General features: G+C 59.6%; 26 protein-coding genes and 1 pseudogene. 19 read left to right on the forward strand and 8 right to left on the reverse strand.

Translation table 11 applies throughout. The features are described 5' to 3' along the window. Positions 1-100: 100 nt before the first annotated feature. The 4 genes from P6U23_RS08880 to P6U23_RS08895 all read right to left on the reverse strand — a co-directional run bounded on the left by P6U23_RS08880 (position 101) and on the right by P6U23_RS08895 (position 2,291). Complete coding sequence (locus P6U23_RS08880) at positions 101-295, reverse strand: hypothetical protein (protein WP_407179169.1); 195 nt, start codon at positions 293-295, stop codon at positions 101-103. Continuing rightward, a complete protein-coding gene (locus P6U23_RS08885; RefSeq protein WP_407179171.1) occupies positions 296-715 on the reverse strand; it encodes a glutathione S-transferase family protein in 420 nt (139 codons plus the stop codon). Between the two features lie 123 nt (positions 716-838). Further along, entirely contained in the window at positions 839-1,045 is a 207-nt protein-coding gene (locus P6U23_RS08890; RefSeq protein ID WP_407179172.1) for a hypothetical protein, read from the reverse strand. A gap of 205 nt (positions 1,046-1,250) precedes the next feature. Further along, entirely contained in the window at positions 1,251-2,291 is a 1,041-nt protein-coding gene (locus tag P6U23_RS08895) for an IS110 family transposase (protein ID WP_407179173.1), read from the reverse strand. A gap of 156 nt (positions 2,292-2,447) precedes the next feature. On the opposite strand from P6U23_RS08895, the pseudogene P6U23_RS08900 reads away from it, so the two are divergent. From P6U23_RS08900 to P6U23_RS08910, 3 genes and pseudogenes are all read left to right on the forward strand, one after another. Then, positions 2,448-3,793: pseudogene (locus P6U23_RS08900) on the forward strand (IS1182 family transposase); the annotation flags it as partial. Between the two features lie 95 nt (positions 3,794-3,888). Next, the gene (locus P6U23_RS08905; RefSeq protein WP_407179175.1) at positions 3,889-4,476 is read left to right on the forward strand and encodes a LysR family transcriptional regulator; all 588 of its coding nucleotides are present in this window, start codon (positions 3,889-3,891) and stop codon (positions 4,474-4,476) included. Then, complete coding sequence (locus P6U23_RS08910; protein WP_407179176.1) at positions 4,361-4,849, forward strand: LysR substrate-binding domain-containing protein; 489 nt, start codon at positions 4,361-4,363, stop codon at positions 4,847-4,849. The genes P6U23_RS08905 and P6U23_RS08910 overlap by 116 nt, the downstream gene beginning before the upstream one ends. A 96-nt stretch (positions 4,850-4,945) precedes the next feature. Here the strand turns inward: P6U23_RS08910 and P6U23_RS08915 are convergent, their stop codons facing one another. After that, complete coding sequence (locus tag P6U23_RS08915; protein WP_407179178.1) at positions 4,946-5,299, reverse strand: DUF3147 family protein; 354 nt, start codon at positions 5,297-5,299, stop codon at positions 4,946-4,948. Positions 5,300-5,435: 136 nt separating this feature from the next. On the opposite strand from P6U23_RS08915, the gene P6U23_RS08920 reads away from it, so the two are divergent. Together P6U23_RS08920 and P6U23_RS08925 are read left to right on the forward strand one after the other, a co-directional pair. Beyond that, a complete protein-coding gene (locus tag P6U23_RS08920) occupies positions 5,436-6,377 on the forward strand; it encodes a hypothetical protein (protein ID WP_407179179.1) in 942 nt (313 codons plus the stop codon). Between the two features lie 373 nt (positions 6,378-6,750). Continuing rightward, the gene (locus P6U23_RS08925) at positions 6,751-7,092 is read left to right on the forward strand and encodes a TSUP family transporter (protein ID WP_407181390.1); all 342 of its coding nucleotides are present in this window, start codon (positions 6,751-6,753) and stop codon (positions 7,090-7,092) included. A 362-nt stretch (positions 7,093-7,454) separates the two neighbouring features. Here the strand turns inward: P6U23_RS08925 and P6U23_RS08930 are convergent, their stop codons facing one another. Further along, entirely contained in the window at positions 7,455-7,877 is a 423-nt protein-coding gene (locus tag P6U23_RS08930) for a hypothetical protein (protein WP_407179180.1), read from the reverse strand. Between the two features lie 363 nt (positions 7,878-8,240). Between P6U23_RS08930 and P6U23_RS08935 the strand changes: the two genes are divergently transcribed. The 9 genes from P6U23_RS08935 (at position 8,241) to P6U23_RS08975 (ending at position 14,059) form a co-directional block, all read left to right on the forward strand. Continuing rightward, the gene (locus tag P6U23_RS08935) at positions 8,241-8,831 is read left to right on the forward strand and encodes a superoxide dismutase (RefSeq protein WP_407179182.1); all 591 of its coding nucleotides are present in this window, start codon (positions 8,241-8,243) and stop codon (positions 8,829-8,831) included. A gap of 81 nt (positions 8,832-8,912) precedes the next feature. After that, entirely contained in the window at positions 8,913-9,854 is a 942-nt protein-coding gene (locus tag P6U23_RS08940; protein WP_407179183.1) for a DUF1259 domain-containing protein, read from the forward strand. 67 nt (positions 9,855-9,921) lie between these two features. After that, positions 9,922-10,098, forward strand: coding sequence for a hypothetical protein (locus P6U23_RS08945; protein ID WP_407179185.1), 177 nt, complete (start codon positions 9,922-9,924; stop codon positions 10,096-10,098). Continuing rightward, positions 10,074-10,499, forward strand: coding sequence for a hypothetical protein (locus P6U23_RS08950; protein WP_407179186.1), 426 nt, complete (start codon positions 10,074-10,076; stop codon positions 10,497-10,499). Before P6U23_RS08945 ends, P6U23_RS08950 begins: the two co-directional genes overlap by 25 nt. An 8-nt stretch (positions 10,500-10,507) precedes the next feature. Then, positions 10,508-11,767, forward strand: coding sequence for a cytochrome bc complex cytochrome b subunit (locus tag P6U23_RS08955; protein ID WP_407179188.1), 1,260 nt, complete (start codon positions 10,508-10,510; stop codon positions 11,765-11,767). 11 nt (positions 11,768-11,778) lie between these two features. Beyond that, positions 11,779-12,960 carry a chromate efflux transporter gene (gene chrA, locus P6U23_RS08960; protein WP_407179190.1) on the forward strand — a complete coding sequence of 394 codons (1,182 nt, stop codon included), beginning with the start codon at positions 11,779-11,781 and terminating at the stop codon, positions 12,958-12,960. A gap of 49 nt (positions 12,961-13,009) precedes the next feature. Next, positions 13,010-13,357, forward strand: a complete 348-nt coding sequence (locus tag P6U23_RS08965) for a c-type cytochrome (RefSeq protein WP_407179191.1) — start codon at positions 13,010-13,012, stop codon at positions 13,355-13,357. Between the two features lie 56 nt (positions 13,358-13,413). Beyond that, entirely contained in the window at positions 13,414-13,635 is a 222-nt protein-coding gene (locus P6U23_RS08970) for a hypothetical protein (protein ID WP_407179193.1), read from the forward strand. 13 nt (positions 13,636-13,648) lie between these two features. After that, positions 13,649-14,059 carry a hypothetical protein gene (locus tag P6U23_RS08975; protein WP_407179194.1) on the forward strand — a complete coding sequence of 137 codons (411 nt, stop codon included), beginning with the start codon at positions 13,649-13,651 and terminating at the stop codon, positions 14,057-14,059. A 47-nt stretch (positions 14,060-14,106) separates the two neighbouring features. On the opposite strand, the gene P6U23_RS08980 is transcribed toward P6U23_RS08975, so the two are convergent. Then, on the reverse strand, positions 14,107-15,471 hold the full coding sequence (locus P6U23_RS08980; RefSeq protein ID WP_407179195.1) for a sensor histidine kinase: 1,365 nt from the start codon (positions 15,469-15,471) through the stop codon (positions 14,107-14,109). A gap of 50 nt (positions 15,472-15,521) precedes the next feature. After that, complete coding sequence (locus P6U23_RS08985; RefSeq protein WP_407179196.1) at positions 15,522-16,205, reverse strand: response regulator transcription factor; 684 nt, start codon at positions 16,203-16,205, stop codon at positions 15,522-15,524. 297 nt (positions 16,206-16,502) lie between these two features. Here P6U23_RS08985 and P6U23_RS08990 point away from each other — a divergent pair, with 297 nt between their 5' ends. From P6U23_RS08990 to P6U23_RS09010, 5 genes are all read left to right on the forward strand, one after another. Next, on the forward strand, positions 16,503-17,054 hold the full coding sequence (locus tag P6U23_RS08990) for a hypothetical protein (protein ID WP_407179198.1): 552 nt from the start codon (positions 16,503-16,505) through the stop codon (positions 17,052-17,054). 82 nt (positions 17,055-17,136) lie between these two features. Further along, positions 17,137-17,505, forward strand: coding sequence for a hypothetical protein (locus P6U23_RS08995; RefSeq protein ID WP_407179199.1), 369 nt, complete (start codon positions 17,137-17,139; stop codon positions 17,503-17,505). Between the two features lie 2 nt (positions 17,506-17,507). Continuing rightward, positions 17,508-18,908, forward strand: a complete 1,401-nt coding sequence (locus tag P6U23_RS09000) for a hypothetical protein (RefSeq protein ID WP_407179201.1) — start codon at positions 17,508-17,510, stop codon at positions 18,906-18,908. A 5-nt stretch (positions 18,909-18,913) separates the two neighbouring features. Then, positions 18,914-20,164, forward strand: a complete 1,251-nt coding sequence (locus P6U23_RS09005; RefSeq protein WP_407179203.1) for an ABC transporter permease — start codon at positions 18,914-18,916, stop codon at positions 20,162-20,164. Next, positions 20,161-20,883, forward strand: a complete 723-nt coding sequence (locus tag P6U23_RS09010; RefSeq protein WP_407179205.1) for an ABC transporter ATP-binding protein — start codon at positions 20,161-20,163, stop codon at positions 20,881-20,883. Before P6U23_RS09005 ends, P6U23_RS09010 begins: the two co-directional genes overlap by 4 nt. Positions 20,884-20,900: the final 17 nt, after the last annotated feature.

Raw genomic sequence — 20,900 nt, forward strand, 5'->3', positions numbered from 1 at the left:
TCGGACGGTTCCATCTAGAGGGGAGCCTGCGTTTCCCTGCATCGTAGGCTAGACGCGCCAGATATGCAGGGCAAGATCCGGCCTTCCGATCACCCCAATGTCAATATTTCGGGCGGCGCGAATTTGCCCACTCCCGCGCGTGCGGGATCGGTTCGCGTGGCGGCAGGCTTGCGCGCAGTTTGCGTGTCGTCGGCAGGTCCTCCATCCGCGCGCGCCAGCGGCCGAACGCTGGTAATTTCCGGTACATAGACTGACCTTCGTCGGTCAAACCGAATGCGAACGTGCTGGGCAGCATTTAGAAGTCGGCGAGCGAGAGCTCCGACCCGAGCAGATAGGGCTCGCCATGGGCGAGCTCCCGCTCAATTACGGCGAGCCCGAGCTCCACCTTAGGCACCGCGTGAGCCACGACCATTTCGTCGGAGGCGATCCCGAGCTCCGGGAAGACTAGGCGCTCGTGGGTAACGTGGTCGATCATGTACGGATGGAAGTAGGAGTTGATAGCGCTGATCCACTGGTTCATGCGCGCGCAGCCTCTCGGATCCCGCGGGGTCAGGCCTTCTCCCCCAAATGCCTCGTCGATGTGGGCGACGATGACGCTTGTTTCATAAAGGATGAAGTCGCCATGCCGCAGGATAGGGAGGAGATTGAACGGGTACAGCGCGAGATGCTCGGGCTTGCCCATCGCGGGCTCGGGGTCCTGGAACGTGTAGGGCACGTCCCTTGTGCGTCAGGACGAGGCGCACGATGTTGACAAATGTGCTGCGTGGGAAGCCGTAAACAGTGGTCTCAGACATCTCGTTGTCCTCGGCATTGCTTGATCAGAGGCGATCGTGTCGGGTCACGGCCAGAATGGCGCATTACCCTGCTCCAGGGCCTCGTCCCTGGTGATCCCGAGGTCCGCGAGCAGATGCGGGTCGTCGGCGATGGCGCGCAGGTCGGCGCGCTGGTGCATTCGCTCGCTGCAGGAGAGCCACTTGGCGAGCCGCAGCCGCCATGAATTCCGTTGATGACCCTGGCTGTTCTCTAATTCCGGGCCTGCGGTCAAGACTCTCCAAAGACGTCCTTGCCGGGTTCATGGTTCTCTCCGCGGTAGGGGCATGCCCTCCGCATGATGGCGTAGGATGACGCTGGCGGATCAATGTGTGAAGCGCGCTTGCCTTTTGAGCATCGCAAAGCCAGGGGCGATCGCACCAACGCCAGCGTCCCGGCAGGGACATTCCGCCGGTGGTCGGCGGGAATTCGCTGGTTTGCTATATTGTTTGCATGGCGGTCTCCTTTGACGACCATCTAAATTCGGTACCATCGATCCACATCCGATGCAGAATGACCGCGAGCTTTCGCGCGACCGCAACCTTGGCTTTGCGCAGCCCGCTTCGCTTTGCCAGCCGAATGCCCCAGGCTTTGAGCGCTGACCATTTTGCCACGCGTGTGAGCAGCACATTGGCTGCCTCGAAGAGATAACTTCGCAACATTTTGTCGCCGCACTTCGAGATTCGACCCGTCCAGTCGATCTCGCCGGAGGAGTATCGTCGGGTCGTTAGTCCGACATAGGCCCCGACGCTTCTTGACTTTTTGAAGCGCATAGGGTCGTCGATCGTTGCAAGAAAGCAAAGAGCCGTGACAGGTCCGATGCCAGGTGCCGTCATAAACTGTCGCACTTGAGCATTGCTGCGTGCGAGCTTCATAACCTTACGGTCGAGATCCGCAATCTGCTGCTCGATGGCAACTCGCGCGGTGAGTAGCGGCGTTACCGCCACGGCGAGTTCCGGCCTATCTTTGGTGAGCTCCGCAGCACGCAATGCGAACACGTTCATCTTTGCTTGGCCAATAACCAGCCCGAGGTTCTTTAGAAGCCCGCGGATTTCGTTCTCGAGATCCCGCTTGATCTTGACGAGCAGAGCCCGGCTGACCAACAGAGCCTTCACCGCATGACTGTCGAGGTCTTTGACGCGCACCTCTTTATACCATCCGCATTGCATGATGCGGGCGATGCCTGCGGCATCGTTGCGGTCGCTCTTGTTGACCTGCATTTTCAACACCGCCTTGGCGTGCCTGGCATCGATGCAGATGACGGGCAGCCCCAGCTTATTCAACTCGGTCCACAGCCATGTCGACGTTGCCCCTGTTTCGAGCCCGATCCGCGCGACATACGGCGCGTTTGACTGGATGAATGCCGCGATCACCTCCGGGTCGGAATCAACAACTCCCTCACGTTGAATCTTCCCCGCCCGATCAACGATGCAGATCGTTGTTAGCTTCAGCGAAACGTCCAGTCCAACATAATGCTCCATTGCAGTTCTCCTTCATTGCAGGCCCGAGGGGTGAGCCTCATCGATTGGCTTGGAGAGCTGATTCGCAGAGCCTCAGTATGGCTCTGACCGGAATTACCCCATGTGTGAAAACGCTGGGCTGCTGTTATGATTCTCCTGTGATTCTGGGGGGAATTGATGAGGCGCTTCGTTGAGGAGGCTGATCGTGGGCAATGGACGCTATTGCCCGAATGCCTCGATGATTTCATTGACGAGAGCAATCCTGTTCGCGCGATCGATGCGTTTGGCGATGCGCTTAATTTGGCCGAGATGAGCTTCGAAGGCGTTGAACCGGCCGCGACCGGCCGGCCATCTTACCATCCCTCGGCGCTCCTGAAGCTTTACATCTACGGTTACCTGAACCGAGTGCAGTCGAGTCGGCGGCTCGAACGAGAAGCCGGACGCAATGTCGAGGTCATGTGGCTGCTGGGTCGGCTTGCTCCCGATCACAAAACGATTGCGGACTTCAGCAAGGACAACGGTCTGGCGCTTCGCAAGGTCTGTGCGCGCTTTGTCGAACTCTGCCGCGAGATGGGCCTCCTTGTGACAGCGAGCGTCGCCATCGATGGGAGCAAGTTCAAGGCCGTGAACAACCGGGACAAGAACTTCACACGCGAAGATGGAACGGCGGCGTGCTCAGCTGGAGGAGAGCGTCGCCCGCTATCTGAGCCAGCTGGACACGGCCGACCGGCAAGAGCCGACTGAAGCGCTGGCCTCGAAGGTAACGAGGCTCACCGAGAAGCTGACGAAGCTGAAGGAGGAAATGGGCAAGCTTGCCGTGTACGAGAAGCAGATGCTGGCGTCGCCCGATCAGCAAATCTCTTTGACCGATCCCGACAGCCGTTCGATGGCCACGAGCGGGCGCGGGTCCGGCGTCGTCGGCTACAACGTGCAGGTCGCCGTCGATACCGAGCACCATCTGATCGTGACGCATGAGGTGACGAACAGCGGCTCGGATCGGGCACAACTCGCTAATATGGCCAAGCAGGCGAAGGCCGTCCTCAAGACCGAGACGCTCGAGGCTGTAGCCGATCGCGGCTACTTCAACAGCCCGGAGATCCTCGCGTGCCACGAGGCCGGCATCACAGTGACGCTGCCCAAGCCGCAGACGTCGAATGCCAAGTCGGAGGGACGCTTCGGCAAACAGGACTTCGTCTATTTGCCGGAGGAGGACGCCTATCGCTGTCCAGGCTGGGGAGCGATTACCGTATCGCTATACAAACGAGGAAGACGGCAAGGTGCTGCGGCGCTACTGGACCACGGCCTGTCAAACCTGCTCGCTCAAATCCCAATGCACGCCAGGGCCGGAGCGGCGGATTACGCGGTGGGAGCACGAGCATCTGCTCGAAGCTGTGCAGCAGCGCCTTGACGCAAACCCGGAGGCGATGCGCCAGCGTCGCGAGACAGTCGAGCATCCCTTCGGTACGATGAAGGCCCGCATGGGCGCGACGCACTTCCTGACCAAAACGCTGCCAAAAGTAGCCGCCGTCCCCTGAATAGGACCGGCGCGTGAAGCCCGCAAAGCATGGTTTCTCGGGCTTGACCTAATTTTTCTCAGGACCTGTCCGGGAAGCTTGCGATGCGACCGCGACTGCCGGCATTGAACGCGTTGAAGGCTTTCGAGGCCGCCGGCCGGCATGAAAGCTTTACGCGCGCGGCACAGGAGCTCTGCGTCACGCAGGGAGCCGTGAGCCATCAGGTCAAAGCACTGGAAACCGAGCTCGCAATCAAACTGTTCAATCGTGAACGGCAGCGCTTGATCATGGCCGAGGCAGGTCGGGACTACCTTGCGGTCGTGCGCGATGCGCTCGATCGGATTGCGGCGGGACGGAGCGCCTGCTGCAGCGGCAGAATGCAGGCGTTCTCACTGTCAGCACCTTGCCTGATTTTGCTGCAAAATGGCTGGTGCACCGGCTCGATCATTTCGCCGAAGCGCATTCCGGCATCGATCTTCGGGTTTTCCGCAGCGATGCATCACGTCGATTTTGCCCGGGAGGAGGTCGACCTTGCCGTTCGTCATGGCGACGACAACTGGCCGGGGGCTAGACGGAGTGCGGCTCTGCGCGGAGCGCCTCTTTGCCGTTTGCAGTCCAAAGCTGGTGTTTGGCCGCCGCCGCATCGCAGGGGTAGCGGACGTGCTCAAGTTTCCCCTGATCCACCTCGATAGCCGGTCTGATTGGGCCAACTGGCTTCGCGGCGTCGGCATCGACGATGCCGGTGTTATTCATGGCCCGGTGCTGAACCGCGCGAGCATGGTGATAGATGCGGCGATCAACGGACAGGGGATCGCGCTTGCGCGCACAACGCTTGCAGCATGGGATCTGATCAATGGCCGGCTGGTGCTTCCATTTCCAGAATCCCTGCCGGTATCAAAGACCTATTGGATTGTTTGCCCGAAGGCGACTGCGGCTCTGCCGAAGATCGCGACTTTCCGCGATTGGCTTCTGGCGGAGGCGGCGAGGGACCAGCGGCAGCTCAAAAGGCTGGCGCCTCAGCCAAATGGTAGGAGGACGGGCGCGCCGATCGCTCAGACGCTCTGAAACGTCGCCGGCGCAGGTCGGAAACCGTCGCCAATGGCTGACGAAAACGCCGAATACCTGCAATGCCGCTGGTGTTCTCAGAGCCTCACCTCGAGCTCACAGCTGGATGCCCCCGAAACGCGCCAAAATCCCGGCCGTGATTAGGTACAAGAGAAAGGTGAGGACGCAGCCAGCGCTCAAGGCAAGCCAAAAGCCGAACCCGCGGCGCAGCAGAGCCGGTACGAGCATAAACATCGGGAGGGACGGCAGGACGTACCAGAAGGTCGTTTCCAACTGAAAGGCAATACGTGCCTCATCCCCTGTGTCCTGCCACAACCAAATCACGGCCATGATCGAGATTAGAGGAAGCGATGCCACCAAGGCCCCGAACGCGGGGCTGCGTTTGGCGATGTCGGACACCAGGGCTGCAATCAATCCAGATAATGCCGCTTTCATCACGAAATAGAACATCGGTGCCTCTCCGACAGTTTAAGCCCGTAATGGATGGTAGCTCGCGCGTTGCGGGCGCCTTCCGTTCCATATTAGATGAGCAAAGGCTAGATCGTGATCTGGACGCAACGTGCAGTCACTGCGACATACATTCTTCATGTTAGCGCTGTCCATCGGCGCCACATCCGCACATGCCCATGGCATCGCAGGCAATCGCTTCTTCGTCGGCACGGTCACGTTTGACGACCCTGCCGTCGCGGATGAGGCCATTTTGCCGTCCATCTCGACGCTGGAGCGCCCAGTCGAAGGAAGCGACGGTCTCGAAAGCAGGATCAACTGGTCCTTCGTTCGCCTACTGACACCAACGATCGCTGTTTCGATCGACCAGGGCTGGATCCATCGAAGCTTTAGTGCCGGCGCGCTGTCGGGCTTTGACACCACCAACATCGGGATTAAGGGCGAAATCTTTCGGGATAATCGACATGAGGCGCTGATTTCGGCAGGTCTCGCCTGGGGCATCGGGCAATCCGGTGCAAGAAGCATCGGCGCCAGCGCGCCCGATACGCTTCAACCTGGTCTGTTCTTCGGCAAGGGCTTTGGCGACCTTCCTGACAACCTGTCCTGGCTGCGGCCGCTTGCCGTGACAGGTGCGATTGTCGATGAAATTCCGCTTGGTAATGTCGGCGCGACGGTTGTCCCCGATACCTCGGCTGACCGATTCGCCGTGCTTCCGTCGATCAAGCCCGAGACCCTACACTGGGGCTTTACCATTCAGTACAGCACTCATTACCTGACCGGCCGGTTCACAGGCGGGGAGCCCAGGGAAGAGCCGCTGAACCAACTCGTCCCGCTGGTCGAGTTAAATTTCGATTCTCCGCGCGGTCAGAAGACGGCGGCGGCAATAAATCCAGGCTTTGCCTATGTGGCGGTGACCTGGCAAATCGCCGCGGAGGCTATCGTGCCGCTCAACCGTGACGCCGGAAGCAGACCCGGATTCCGGGCTCAGCTTCTCTTCTTCCTTGATGACTTGATCCCGTCGGTTTTCGGCAAGCCGTTGTTGACCGATCAGCCCGACCGAAGCCTGATCAAATGGAATTAGCGGCTCGTCCGCGGTTGCGCGTCGTCGGCCCGCGCAGCCCGCTTTCCGATTGACAGTGCCAATCCCTTTGGCAGTATTCCTCGCATGGGGACCTGCGATCTCCCCACGAGGCGACATGCCAAAGCATCGCGTCCGGTTTTTCACCAAGGACGTTGGATGTCTGCCATTAGCTTCACACCGACCGCTGGCGGCTTGACCGGTACGCGCCGGCCAAGATGCTGCGTAGGCGCTCCAACGTACTTTCACTGCAGGAGCGAGCAATGGACGGGATGACTCTGGAGATCCCACTCTTCCTTTTCGCGACGTTTGCCGGTTTGTTGCCGGTCTTTTAGGATTTGCTTTTGGTCTGGTTACGGCCTCGCTATGGCTCTACATCTTAACGCCATTGCAGAGTGCCAGCGTGATCGTTGCTTTCGGGCTTCTGGTGCAAGGCTACTCGGTCTGGAAGTTGCGTGCAGCACTCGACTGGTACAGGCTTTGGCCTTTCGTGATTGGTGCCGCAGTCGGCGTTCCAGCCGGGGTTATGCTCCTGACCTGGTGGCAGCCACGCAGCGTGCGCATTGCGGTTGGCGTCTTTCTCGTTCTCTATGCTTTCTGTGCAGACTTTCATCCGAATCTGAAGCCGATCAGCGCCGCCGGGCGCGTCTTCGACACCATGGTCGGTTCGTCAACGGAGCTCTTGGCGGGCTCACCGGTCTCGCCGGTATCATCGTGACAGTTTGGTGCGGATGCGCGGCTGGCCAAAAGACGTTCAGCGGGCGGTCTTCCAGCCTGCCGCCGTCACCATTTTTTTGATGAGCGCACTTTGGCCAGGAGTGACGGGAGCTTGGACGACAGAGAGGCTGAAATTCTTCGTGATGGGTTTGCCTTGCGTTCTCGCAGGAACCTGGCTCGGACTTGAATCGTTCGGGCGCATCGACGAGGCGGCCTTTCGAAAGGTCGTCCTTGCACTTCTGTTCATTTCCGGAGCAACGCTGATTTCTGACAGAGCCCGGACAAGGTACAAAATCCAGCGGCAACCGTCGTGACTTCTGCCTGCCATTCATGGTCGATCTGCAGACTGTGCACCCTTACCCTTCAAGGCAAGAGTCGCAGTCGGATCAAGATTGCAATGCTGACTTGGTAGTGTTTTGTCTCAAGGCCCTCGCGGCTTTCATCCTCAAAGATCGGAATACGCACGGTGTGCTCCTGTTCGAGAGTTCCTCCGGCATTTAGATGCTGTTCGTTGCGACAGCAGCTTCCTGACAGGATTTTCAGAAACTCTTCAGTAGTGGAGCGCTGAGAAACGCGCAAAATTAACATGTCTAGCCGCGCCGCGTGGCCGGGAGCGCCGCGAAGATATCTCGAAGCGATCGGTTCGAAGAATGGCCAAACGACGAAGGTTGCAGTCGACTCGCAGACCGGCCGGTTGCGAGCGACCGATGACGACGACGATGATTGAGTAGACAAGGCTCCTTGGGCATTGTCTAGCGCGATCGCCAAGACAGCCGGCGAGGTCATGGGCGTAACACTGCCTGCACCGGCGAATGTTCAGCGCCAGCGATCATGTTTGGGCTGGCCAAGCATCCGCGGCATTGCAAGCTTTGGAACCATTGACAAGTCCGCCCGGCGCGCTTTATTTGCGCGCACGGGGAAGCGATCTCCCCGCGAGGCGACATGCCCAAGAATCGCGTCCGGTTTTTCGAGAAGGACGCCGCATGTCTGTCGTTTACTCCCTCTTCTCCCAAAAATTCAGCCGTTCCTTGATGACGCCACACGCATGTGGCCCGCGTTCTTCGTGGCTCACCAAGGCGAGCTTCGGCAGGCAGCGCGGCACCATGCGGCTTTATCCGGTACTCTCCAGCGATCTGAGGGAGGATGGTCATGAACTATGCCGTGAAGCCATTGTCGTGTGACCCCGACCGCATCCGCGGCATGTCAGAGCGGATGATCATCAGCCACTACGAGAACAATTACGGCGGTGCGGTGAAGCGGTTGAACCTCATCGAGGAGAAGCTTGCCGAGCTCGACTATGCAAGCGCGCCGGGTTTCCTGGTCAACGGGTTGAAGCGCGAACAACTCATCGCGACAAATTCGATGATCCTTCATGAAGTGTTCTTCGACAGTCTCGGCGACGAGAGCGAGCCGGGCGCAGCTCTGAGGGAGGTGTTAGCACGCGACTTCCGCTCATACGACCGTTGGCAGGATGAGTTTATCGCAATGGGGAAGGCACTCGCAGGCGGCTCCGGGTGGGTGCTGCTGACCTGGTCACCGCGGGATCGCAAGCTCACCAACCAATGGGCGTCCGATCACTGCCACACCATGGCTGGCGCCACACCAATTCTGGCGCTCGATATGTACGAGCATTCCTATCATATCGATTATGGCGCCAAGGCTGCGAACTACGTCGGCGCCTTCATGGCGGTAATCAACTGGCATGCGGTGCAACGGGCGTATGATCAGCTGCAGAAATGAGACGGCGAGGTCATCGTGAGGCAAACGAAAATGAGACAAAATGCGAGCGGGGCCAAACCCGAGTTGAGCAAGGAGGTTACCATGCGGTTTAGACTCACACTGCCCGTTTCGATTTTCGCCGCATTGTTGGCGACGGCTGCCGGCGCCGATTATGCGGATCGGACGATCTTCAGCGAGCGGTTCATCTCCAGCGCGCACGCGCAATCAATCGACTGGCAAAAGGTGGATGATACTCTTGGTCGCAAGCCGGCGGTGGCAGGCGATGTCCGCCGGTACGGATTTCCGCGGAGCGATCTGACCGTCACGGTGGATGGCGTCACGATTAAGCCGGCGCTGGCGCTGGGCGGTTGGATCGCGTTCAAGCCGATGCATGGCGGCGCCATGGCGATGGGCGACCTCGTACTGCTGGATACCGAGATTCGTCCAGTAATGGAGAAGTTGACTGAGGGCGGCCTGGAAATCACGGCCGTACACAACCACCTGCTGCGCGCAAACCCCGCAACCTTCTACTTGCATGTGGGCGGGCAGGGCGACCCACTCAAGATCGCGACCGTCCTTCATGACGCGCTCGCCGTCAGCAAGACGCCGCTGACCGCAAGTCCCGCCTCCCAGCCGCCGGCGATCGATCTCGATACCGCGCAGCTCGATCAGATCATCGGGGTCAAGGGAAAGGACAACGCTGGTGTCTACGCCTTTGCCGTGCCGCGCCGCGATCCCGTCAACGAAGGCGGAATGGAGCTCGGCCCGGCTGGCCCGATGGGCGTCGCGCAGGGCATCAATTTCCAGCCCACCGGCGGCGGCAAGGCGGCGATCACAGGTGACTTTGCGCTGACGGGTGACGAGGTCAATCCCGTGATCAAAGCGCTGCTGTCGAACGGAATCGAGGTGACGGCGGTGCACAGCCACATGCTCGACGAGCAGCCACGGCTGTTCTTCCTGCACTTCTGGGCCAACGACGATGCGGCGAAGCTCGCAAAAGGCATTCGCGCCGCGCTCGACAAGACGGCCAGCGGCAAGAGCTGAGCTATCATATTGATCGTGCTCCGGACACCCGCCCGGGGCCCGATCAGGCTTCAGGAGAAAAATCAGGATGAAGAAGATCGTTCTCACCTTATCAGTGCTGGCGGGTCTCTCTGCTGTCGATCGCGTGGCCTGGGCGCAGACGTGCAAGGTCTGCGCCGAGCAGCGGGCTGCGTGTATGAAGAACTACGCTGGGCCAACCTGCAAGAGCGAGTATCAGATGTGTCTGAAGTCCTGCAAAAAGTAAGGGCGACAGCATTGAGAGAACTCCCTGTGAGGTGCCTGATCGCGGCACTCACTTCCGGCATCGCGGGCTTGGTTGCCTTCGATGCCGGCTTTGTCGCCGCGGAAACTCTGCGCAAATTGTCGGGCGCGCAAATCCGGGCAAAATTCACGGGGATGCAACTCACTGACGAGGTCCATTATCGCTTTGCCTACGAGCGTGATGGGACGCTGAGAAGTTTTGCGATGGGAGTGAAGAAGCGCGGCAAGTGGGTGATCGATAAGGATCAGCTTTGTCTCTACCTCCAGGAGTCAGACGACGGATGCTATGACGTGACGCTGTCTGGCAACACTTTCACCCTGACACCAGCCGGACTGGGATCACCGCTGGACGGCATTCTCCAACCAATCTCCGATCCCCAGTGAGGATGCAGATGTCATCGCAAATCGCGGAAAAGATCTCGCGAGATAAGGCCGATTTTTCGAATCCGCTCATTCGTTGGATCGACTACCGACTTCCCATTTTCACATTCTTAGATCATGAGCTGAACACATATCCGACGCCGCGAAACCTGAACTACCTTTGGAATTTCGGTTCGCTGGCAGGCATCGTGCTGCTGATCATGATCGCCAGCGGAATCGTGCTCGCCATGCACTATGTTCCGACAGGCGATGGCGCATTCAAGTCTGTCGAGCACATCATGCGCGACGTGAATTACGGGTGGCTCATCCGATACATTCACACCACGGGTGCATCGATGTTCTTCGCCGTGGTCTATATCCACATCTTTCGTGGCCTCTATTACGGGTCCTATAAGGCGCCCCGAGAGCTGCTTTGGTGGCTAGGGGTGATCATACTGCTGCTGATGATGGCTACCGCGTTCTTTGGCTACACCTTGCCGTGGGGGCAGATGAGCTTTTGGGGCGCTACCGTTATCACCAACTTGTTTTCCGCCATTCCGGTCGTCGGAAACAGCATCGTGACTTGGCTGTGGGGCGGATTCACGGTGGGAGATCCCACGCTCAATCGCTTCTACGCGTTGCATTATCTTTTGCCGTTCTTAATCGTCGCAGTTGCAGGCCTACATCTGGTCGCACTGCACCGCTTCGGCTCTAACAATCCGACCGGCATCGATACGAAGTATGAGGGCGACACGATCCCATTCCATCCCTACTACACCGTGAAGGATTTGCTCGGTTTCGTCGTCCTCCTTCTTGTCTTCAGCTGGTTCGCTTTTTACGAGCCAGGAACTTTGCTCAATCCTGACAATTACATTCCGGCTAATCCTGGAGCTACGCCGGCTCATATTGTGCCTGAGTGGTATCTCCTCCCCTACTACGCGATCCTCCGATCGATCCCGAACAAGCTTGTCGGCGTCGTCGCCATGCTGACCTCGATCCTTGTTCTGTTCGCATTACCATGGCTGGACACCAGCCCGGTTCGCTCAGGGCGGTTCAGGCCTATGTTCAAGGTGTTCTTTTGGGTCCTGGTCGCGGATTGCGTGTTGCTGACCTATGCCGGCGGACAACCACCTGAAGGCACATGGCTGATCATGAGCCGGATCGGAGCCGCATACTATTTCGCCCACTTTTTCCTGGTTCTGCCTTTTGTGGCGAGGGTCGAACGCCCACTTCCGCTCCCCAGCAGCATCAGTCAAGCCGTTCTGCCAGTGGCCGGTTCAGCTAAGCCTTGAAGGAGCTCGACATGGCCACGACGACAGAGCCCAAGCACAACAGCATGACAGAGCTTGCGCTCTATTTCCTGCGCCTCGGCTTTCTCGGCTTCGGCGGCCCGGTCGCGCTCGTAGGGCAGATGGAGCGGGAGCTGGTCAACGAGAAAAAGTGGCTCAGCAAGGAGCAGATGCGCGAATCCATCGCCATCTGCCAATCCCTTCCCGGGCCGCTCGCGATCCAGGTCGGCGTCTACGTCGCCTGGCTGCGCTGCGGGTTTTGGGGCGCGTGGCTTGGCGGCTGGTGCTTCATCCTGCCCAACTTCGTCATCGTGGCAGCGCTTGGTGCACTCTACGTCTATCTCGGCGATCTTCAACCGGTGACGGCGATCTTCTACGGCGTCAGCCCAGCCGTGATCGCACTCATCCTGCACTCCTGCTATCGCTTGGCGAAGCTCGGCATGGAAGACTGGCTGCAATGGGCGATTGCGGCGGTCTGCCTTGCGGTCACGGTCATTCTTCAGGCCGAGGTCGCGCTGTTGTTTATCGGCGCCGGGATTGTCGGGATTCTCTACTATGGTAGCATCTTCAAACGGACGCCCGCGACCTTGCCGGGAATAGTGGTCATACCGGCGGCAACGGCGCCGATCGCGCCGGTCGCAACGGCCTCGACGTTAGGTAAGCTTCTACTGTTCTTCCTCAAAGCTGGCTCGCTCACCTTCGGCAGCGGACTTGTCATCGTGCCGTTTCTCGAGCAGGGGCTGGTGCAGCAATATAACTGGCTCGATCAGCGGCAATTCCTGATCGCAGTTGCGATCGGGATGATCAGTCCGGGACCTGTCGTGATCACCGCCACCTTCGTGGGTTATCTGGTGGCGGGATTCTGGGGTGCGCTGGTTTCGACGATCGGCATCTTTCTCCCGTCGTTTCTGCTCGTGCTGATCGTAGCGCCTCTGCTGGCTCGCCACCGCGATAACGCGAACGTCCAAGGTTTCGTTAAGGGCGCCTATGCCGCGGCGATCGGCACGATTTTGGGCGCCTGTATCCTGCTTGGAAAGATTGCGATCGGTGATTGGCTGACGGCGGCGATCGGTATCGTGTCTCTTGCAGTGCTGTTCCGCTGGAAGATTAGCAATCCGGTTTTGATCGCGGCAACGGCAGTCGTGGGCCTCATCGGCTATCCTCTGCTGCAACCGGCGTGGGTGATGGTGAAATAACAATTACGATAGGGCAGGAGGGTACCTCGTCGAAATGGAGTTAGGGATCATGAAATTGAACTATGGCGTTATGAGTTTGGTCCCCACGGTCCTGGCCGCCTCACTGGGATGCGCAACGCCGGCTCATGCGCAGTCTGCGGCCGCCGCGCCGGACAATGCACCACTCGATGTCCACCAGTTGTTCGCAACGACGTGCGGGTGGTGTCATTCCGACGGCGGGCGCGCTGCCGGTAAGGGGCCGCAGCTCATGGATACAAAGCGAGATGACGAGTTCATTCGCAACCGGATCAAGAATGGCAAGCCGGGGGCGATGCCCGCGTTCGGCACGATGTTCAGCGACGCGCAGATCGACACAATCATCAGGTATATCCGGGAATTGAAGCCGCACGAGGGATGACCAGCGAAGTCTGAGCCCATCCGCAACCGATTTGTCCGTAAGTCCAGGAGCGTTTTATGGCGACCCAAATTGTAATGGATCACACCGGCCACTCCCGCTACGAATTCGATGGTGATGATAGTGAAGCGCTGGTGAAGGCGGAGAGGCGCTTCAGAGACTTGACCAGCAAAGGGTTTACAGCCGCAGTGCGGACTGCGGCAGGTGAATCGGTACGGGTTCTCTCGTTTGATCCCAAGGCAACGGAAACGCTTTTCTTCCGGCGGCTTAAGGGTGGCTAGAAGGGCGGTCACCGTGTCTCTCTTCCGCAGATGTGCAGCTCAAATTTCAAGACTTCGTGCGCTGCGGCAACTCTATCACGCCTTTGTCAGCGAGAGTTCACCCGAAGCGAAAGGGCGGACGCTTCTGCGCCAATGGCTAACGCCAGCTCAGAGGACACAGTTTGAAGAGCAGGGCTACTTTGACGTCGTCGGCTGCGCGACGCGGAGGCGGTACCGAGTCCAGTACGGGTCTGTTGCCAACGTGCGGGAAATCGATCTCGAAGGGCGTTTCGGACCATTCTTGTGCTTCGCTCCCGAGGGTTATCTGGTCCCAGGCGACGTCATGCTTGCCCAGAAGATTGCCTTGGAGACAGATGAGGTTGCGACACTGGCCGTCGCGAATCGAGTGGCCGCAGTCGTCAGGCGCGCGGACCGGCGCAGTTGAAGGTATTTGATTGCGTGACTGCAGGCGCAGGCCACCGCGGCCCAGCTTCACGATGATCCGACTTCTTGCCTTCGCCCTCGTGGCTCATATACCTGTCGATGCCCGCCGGCCGCTGATGAATCATGCGGAGCCGGTAGAATGAGCCGAAACGAGCTTCCGTCGGTTCCACCGCTTGCGAGTTCGAGTTGGCCGCCGTTCGCCTCAACTGCCCAGCGAGCGATAGCGAGCCCCAGTCCGACCCCGCCTTCTTCCCTGGAGCGGCTCGTGTCGACGCGATAGAAGCGATCAAAAATGCGATCCCGGTGCGCGGCAGGAATCCCCGGTCCCGTGTCTCGTACCTCGATCATGGCCCGGCCGCCGGTCACGTTCACTTCGACGCTGATGATGCCGCCATTTGGGGTGTATTTTATCGCATTGTGTATCAGATTCATCAGCGCATGCCGGATGAGCGCGGCGTCTCCGATAGCGTTGACACGGATCGGAGCTCGCAGCGTGAGCTCTTGGTGCTTTTCATCGGCGAGCACGCGTAGCTGATCGATGACATGTCCCACCAGCCGTCCGAGATCCAGGGCCTCTGGGGCCAGCTGGAGTTTTCCCGAGTCCGCGCGCGTGAGCATCAGAAGGCCCTCGACGAGGTGCGTGAGCCTGTCTACCTCCTCCAGCATGCTGCCAATAGCATCGCGATACGCAACCGGATCAAGGGTGCTCTGCAGCGCCACTTCTCCCACGCTGCGCATCGCGGTGAGAGGGGTGCGCAGTTCGTGGGAAGCATCGGCGGTGAAACGGCGCAATCGTTCGAACGCATCTTGCAGGCGGGATAGCGTGTCGTTGAATACTGTGGCGAGCCGCCCGAACTCATCCTGGGCGTTATCGACCGGGAGCCGTTTGGCGAGTGATTCCGCTGTGATTTCCCGAGCCTTTTGCGCCATGGCGCCAACTGGAGAGAGTACGCGGCCGGCAAGGAAGTAGCCACCCGCGATCGCCAGGCCGGCAGCGAAGGGAATACCCGCCGCGAGAATGACTGCGAGCGTCCACACCGTGTTCCGCAGGGAGGTTTCGTCAAGTGCGGCGGCCACACGATAGGAAGATTCAGAGATGCTGTCGACGCGATAGTGATGCCCCTCCGGCGTCGTCCAGGACACTGGCGATGCAGCGCCGCCCGTTTGCAGCGCGCGTGACAGTCCTTCTCGTTCCCATGCCTCGCTCTGCCGGTGGACGCCGCCGCCGTCCAGCTGAAACAATGTGATGCCCCACTCGGGGGCTAAATCGTTTAATTCGTCCGGTTCCTCGCGATAGACCTTACCGATAGTGGCGATCTCTTGGCCGAGCTGCGCGTCCAACGCGGCGTAGAGGCGAGCCTCGACGAAAAGCAGAATGCCTGCGGAAAAGATACACACGATAAGCGTCAGCACGCCAGCGTGCCAGAGCGTAAGCCGCGCGCGCACGCTTGGCGGTCGGAATCTCATCCTTGCCTCCCGCTCAGAAGGTATCCAAGGCCGCGGACCGTGTGCAGCAGCTTTGTTTCGTAGCGTTCGTCGATCTTGCGACGCAGCCGCGCGATCGTCACGTCGATGACGTTGTCGAGTGGTGTAGCCCTGGCCGTCGCGTGCCATACGTCGTGTGCCAGCATCTCCCGCGATACAACGCGGCCGCTGTGGCGCAACAGGTATTCGAGTAGGTCGAATTCCTTCGTGGTGAGGTCAAGAGACTGGGCTCCCCTGGAGACCTTGTGCGTGATGAGATCCATCTCAAGATCCTCGTGCTGTAGCTTCAGGATCTGGTCCATGCGCCCGCGGCGGAGCAGTGCCCGGATGCGCGCAAGCAGCTCGGAGAATGCAAATGGCTTGGTCAGGTAGTCGTCCGCGCCTTGATCGAGGCCAATCACCCGGTCCTCCACCGCGTCCTTCGCCGTAACGACTAATATCGGGGTCTGATTGCCGCACTTGCGCAACGTCGCAAGCACATCGATACCATCACGGCGCGGCAGCATAAGATCGAGCAACAGAAGATCGAAAGAACGCTGGCTCGCGAGGAAAAAGCCTTCTTCTCCGGTCCCCGCGACCGTGACGTCGTAGTGCTCTTTTTCAAGACCTTCGCGGAGGGCGTTCGCGACCTTAATTTCGTCCTCAATGATCAGGATGCGCACGATGTGCTCCGCCTCAAGAGCTGCTCCAGCATGCGCATTATAGACCGGTTCCTTGCTGCCGCAGCCTCCCTGACAGGGATTTCAGGAAGTCTTCAGTGGTGGCGGTGCTGAAACACGACCAAGATCGAATCGCGGATCGAAGCATCGGGCCGTTTCTGGAGCGATCTCAAGCCGTCGAATCGGCGGGAACCCATCGCGGCACCTGGAACGGCGTGGGATTGCGCCACCAGACCGCTCGACCAGACCGCGCTGCGCGCGGCAGTCTGACCGGGTCTCGATCAGCGGAGGAGGTTCATCATGACTAGGCGACAAATACTACGGGCGTCCGCCTGTGGCTTCGTCATCGTTGCTTTTGCAACATCATTTGCCGGCCATCGATCGGCTCTTGCGATTGGCCCGGACCAGGAACAGGCCGAGCTAGCAAACGCATTGAGTGGCGCAAAGGTAAGCTTGCAGCAGGGGTTCACCGCAAGCGAACGGGAGGGGCAACCGATTTCCGGCAAATACGAGATGGACGAGGGCAAGCTCCAGCTCTCCATCTATACCGCGAAAGAAGGAAAGTATTTCGAAGTCATTGTCGATCATATGACCGGGACTATCGCCAAGGTCGAGCCGATTACCGAGGGCGAGGATCTTGCCCACGCTAAATCGCAGAAGGCTGCAATGGATCGGGCAAAGGTCAAGCTAGCGGATGCTGCGACTAAGGCGAAAGGAAAGGCCAAAGGGGAAGCTACGGAGGTGCTCGTTGTCAGTGCGGCGCCCGAGCTGAAGGACGGGCGTCCGGAGGCCACGGTCGTTCTCTTGCAGGGAAAAAAGTTTTCGACTGTTTCGCAGCGGCTTGACGAATGAAAGATGCGGGCTGGAGCACTCTGTACAGACCGGTATCTTACAGGAGGATGCGATGAGAACTGCCCCAAAATGGATTAGCTTAATGTTGGCGGCCGGCGTGGTGACGATCGGCCTCGGAATTGACAGTGCTGGCTGGAGCGGCGCCGCAGTCGCTCAGAAGAGGTCCCACGGTGCGGGATCGGTGGATCGGATCGTGAGCTCGTTGCGCGCGGTCGATACGGCCTACGCGTCAGGCAACTCGGCTGAAGCTCAGACCCGCTTTAGGGAAGCCCGTGCGGAGTGGAATGGCGTGGCGCCGAGGATTTCAGCACGTGAGGCTCGCGAGCAGCAGTTGCTGTTCGATTCGCTGGACAAACAGCTCAAGAGCGGCGCGCCTGCCGCCAAGGTGAAGTCAACCGTTTCCGGCATGATCGGCGAGCTCCACGAAGATATCGAGCGCGAACTGAGGTAGGCGTGATCGTGTATCGCGGGCTGATTTGGCTCGCCTTTGTCGATCTGAAAAGAGCGTGGTTGCGGTCACTGGTGACCGCGCTGGCGATCGCACTCGCACTGATCGCAGTCACGTTCTTTGTGGGACAGATAGGTCTTCGACGGGCTGAGCTCCTGACCGGCTATGAGGCTTCCGGAGCGGCGACGTTTGTTATTGAGCTCGGCAGCGGAGCCACGGGCGAAGTCGCGAATCTTGTTCAGCCGCTACGTTCGATTGCCGGCGTGCAGTCAGTCGATGCTCCCTATAATGGGACGCAACTCGGCCTCGTGGCCGACACCTCTTTTGTGGTCTTCGAAAACGAGAAACAGCAGGAGTCTCTCGGTGCCCGGACAACTGTGCTGGGCGTCGATCGGTCATTCGATCCCGTGCGGGACTATTATGTAAATTTCCATGATCTCAATCCGAAGGCGCCCACGGCAGTTCTCGGAGCGCCCCTGCTTTTGACATCTGGCGCGGTGCGCCCGCCTGATCGCAACGAGGTCGTAATCCCCTCCGACGTCACTGACTACGTCGGAATTCGACCTGGCGCCGACGCGACCGTGGATCTGACGTATGTGAATGCAAATCCACCAATTGTTCGACGCTACGAGAAGCTACGCGTGGTCGGGACTTTCGAGCTCTTGGGGCCAGATCAAGGTCGATTTGAGCCATTTTGGCGCCTTGCTGCGCGCGGCAGCGAAGTCCTCACAGTCCGCCGGCCGGATGCGCCGGAGGGCGTGGCAACCACGTTGCCCATCCTTTTGAACGAACAGCTCGTCAAGGAATTTCTCGGATTCGTTGGCGAGCAATTGGCTGCTCGCGGCATATCACCCAAGGAGGCCGTACCCAAGGAACTGGTCGTGCGGGCGAACTCAATTCGGGCAGTGCCCGCGGTCGAAGGCGAAGCGATATCCTTGCTCGATCAGCGCGGTCTCAAGCATGACTGCGGCGCTGCTAGTGAAGCCTCCTTCTGCCTAAGAGTGCCGGAGCGAAACAATTTCAAAGCGGCACTGCAAGAGCAGAAGAAGTTGGAAACAGGGGGGTCGTTCTTCATCCTACTCCTGCTTGTACTCGTGGCGGCCGGAGCAGCCGGTCTGCAGATCCAGTTGGTGCTGGCACGTTGGCGCGAACTTGGGATCTTGCAGGCCGTTGGCTTTTCGCCCCCAAAAGTCCTGCTCTATTTCGCTATACGACTGTACACTGTACTTGCCGCAGGCATACTGATCGCCGCAGCGGCGGTGAGCATTCTGCCATTCGCTCGAAGCGCTTCAGCGTTCGTTTTTGCCGCCGGGGTTGCGCTTGTGGTTGCGAGTATTGCAGCCCTTCCCGTGCTGCTTTGGCCACTCGCACAAGCGCCCGCCCAGCTCCTTCGGGTGTCCGCATGATATGGGTGAAGCTCACCTTCGGAGGCTTCGGCCGCCGCTTCGTCGAAGCGCTTGCTGCGGCCATCGTTCTCGCTGCTACCAGCGCGACGGTCGCTGCGTCGCTGATGGTGGTCGAGGGGGCCCGAAACACATTGGCTAGGGCTATCCGCCAGGATCGGCCCGACGTCGTTGAGGTGAAGAGTCGCTTCAACCGGGCTCTGTTTGAAACCCCGCGTAGCGGGCATTTGCCGCCGCTCACAATCCCCGTCTATGAACCCCTCATCGATCCCGCCGAGCTAGAAATGGCAGCGGCTGGCAACGAGGTCGTTAAACGCCAGTCCCTGTTTCGTAATGTCGTCTCCGGCGACAGCTTTCTCAATATTTACATTTTCGGTATAGATCCTGACGTCGAGCGCGGTTTGAGCAGCTTTTCACTCGTGCGCGGTCGATTCCTGCGGACGGACGATCGCGCTGTTGCGGTGCTCGATCAAGCATCAGCTCGCGCGCTCGGCGTAGATGTCGGCGGGACCTTCCCGGTTCGGAAGGCGGACGGTAACGATCTGCAGCTCACTGTCGTTGGCATTCTCGACCAACTGGAGCTGCGGGGCGCCCCGCCAAGGTCGGCCGAAGCGCCCTCATTGAGGCCGGAGTCAACCTTCGTCTCGAGCGGTGCCTTCGTCAACATCCAGACGAGCGAAGACATTTTCGGTCGCGAGAGCCTGACCGATGCACTTATCGTTGCAAGGAGCGCTTCTGACGTACCGGCTCTCGTTGCCAAGCTCCAGGAAGCCTTTCGGCTGGAGCCGGGCATTTTCGTCACGGAACGATACAGCCAATACCAGCGTAAGGTGCGCGATTTCGTCCTGACGCTCGCATTGTTCTCCGCAATGAGTATCGCGACCGTGTTATTGGCCGGATCCTTCGCAGCGAACCTTCTGCACGACATTTATGTCGAGCGTCGGCGGCAGTATGCCACGGTCGTAGCGCTCGGGTTTCGGCCTCAGATTGGTATCGCTCCCGCTATCATCTTTGGACTGGTCCTTGGATTGACAGCCGTAGCCATTGGTGGGCTCGCTGCCCGTGCATTGCTGCCGCGAACGTTCGCGATCCCTTCGCTTATGGCCGATCTTGGCCCGACGGAGCCGACAATCGATTGGGTGGTGGTCTGCGTCATGATAGCGATCGCTATCGCCGCCGTCGGCGCCGGTTTGGTCTCGACGGTGCTCCGGCTTGCGCGGCAGCCCCTCGCAATAACGCTATCGGAGGAAACATCGTGAGCCAGCCGCTTGTCTTGGTGCGCTCGGTTTCGAAGACATATCGCCGTGAGCGCGCCGTCGTTGGCGCGCTGCGTGACGTGTCACTTGAAATTGGACACGGCGAGCTCGTGCGGCTCAGCGGTCCGTCGGGTTCGGGCAAAACCACGCTCCTCAACCTCATCGCGGCACTTGATCGTCCCGACCAGGGCCAAGTCGTTGTGGCCGGAAGCGATCTCGCCCGCTTGTCGGCGGGCCGGGCCTCAAAGTACCGGGCGGAGCAGGTCGGTATGGTCTTTCAGGCCTATAACCTGATCCCGCAGCTGACCGCGCTGGAGAATGTCCTCCTTCCGATGGTGGCGTTGGGGCGAGCGAACCAAAGCCGCGCCCGCGGACTTCTCGATCTCGTCGGCTTGGCCGATCGGAGTGACCACAGTCCGGCCCAGCTTAGCGGGGGAGAGCAACAAAGGGTGGCTATTGCCAGAGCATTGGCGAACGATCCTGCGCTCGTCCTGGCTGACGAGCCGACTGGGAATCTTGACGACGAAAGCGCAAAACGTGTCATGGGGTTGCTGACGAGCGCGGTTCGTGAGCGCGGTAGAACGCTGTTGCTTGTCACCCATGAGCGTGACGGGACGCGTGCCGCCGATAGATGTTTCGAAATGCGAGGCGGGGTGCTCACCTCGGCCGGAGCGAAGAAGACCTCTGACGATCTGTCCACTTTGAGTGCCGATCAACTCTAACGGTCAGGAAGACGACA

It is taken from the genome of Bradyrhizobium sp. STM 3562, assembly GCF_045571435.1.
Taxonomy (GTDB): Bacteria; Pseudomonadota; Alphaproteobacteria; order Rhizobiales; family Xanthobacteraceae; genus Bradyrhizobium.

Excerpts from the sequence above, each read along its gene's own strand:
- P6U23_RS08880 (WP_407179169.1), bottom strand. The coding sequence starts at position 295 with ATGCTGCCCAGCACGTTCGCATTCGGTTTGACCGACGAAGGTCAGTCT.
- P6U23_RS08895 (WP_407179173.1), bottom strand. The coding sequence starts at position 2,291 with ATGGAGCATTATGTTGGACTGGACGTTTCGCTGAAGCTAACAACGATC.
- P6U23_RS08905 (WP_407179175.1), top strand. The coding sequence starts at position 3,889 with ATGCGACCGCGACTGCCGGCATTGAACGCGTTGAAGGCTTTCGAGGCC.
- P6U23_RS08915 (WP_407179178.1), bottom strand. The coding sequence starts at position 5,299 with ATGTTCTATTTCGTGATGAAAGCGGCATTATCTGGATTGATTGCAGCC.
- P6U23_RS08920 (WP_407179179.1), top strand. The coding sequence starts at position 5,436 with ATGTTAGCGCTGTCCATCGGCGCCACATCCGCACATGCCCATGGCATC.
- P6U23_RS08930 (WP_407179180.1), bottom strand. The coding sequence starts at position 7,877 with ATGACCTCGCCGGCTGTCTTGGCGATCGCGCTAGACAATGCCCAAGGA.
- P6U23_RS08935 (WP_407179182.1), top strand. The coding sequence starts at position 8,241 with ATGAACTATGCCGTGAAGCCATTGTCGTGTGACCCCGACCGCATCCGC.
- P6U23_RS08940 (WP_407179183.1), top strand. The coding sequence starts at position 8,913 with ATGCGGTTTAGACTCACACTGCCCGTTTCGATTTTCGCCGCATTGTTG.
- P6U23_RS08945 (WP_407179185.1), top strand. The coding sequence starts at position 9,922 with ATGAAGAAGATCGTTCTCACCTTATCAGTGCTGGCGGGTCTCTCTGCT.
- P6U23_RS08955 (WP_407179188.1), top strand. The coding sequence starts at position 10,508 with ATGTCATCGCAAATCGCGGAAAAGATCTCGCGAGATAAGGCCGATTTT.
- chrA (WP_407179190.1), top strand. The coding sequence starts at position 11,779 with ATGGCCACGACGACAGAGCCCAAGCACAACAGCATGACAGAGCTTGCG.
- P6U23_RS08965 (WP_407179191.1), top strand. The coding sequence starts at position 13,010 with ATGAAATTGAACTATGGCGTTATGAGTTTGGTCCCCACGGTCCTGGCC.
- P6U23_RS08970 (WP_407179193.1), top strand. The coding sequence starts at position 13,414 with ATGGCGACCCAAATTGTAATGGATCACACCGGCCACTCCCGCTACGAA.
- P6U23_RS08990 (WP_407179198.1), top strand. The coding sequence starts at position 16,503 with ATGACTAGGCGACAAATACTACGGGCGTCCGCCTGTGGCTTCGTCATC.
- P6U23_RS08995 (WP_407179199.1), top strand. The coding sequence starts at position 17,137 with ATGTTGGCGGCCGGCGTGGTGACGATCGGCCTCGGAATTGACAGTGCT.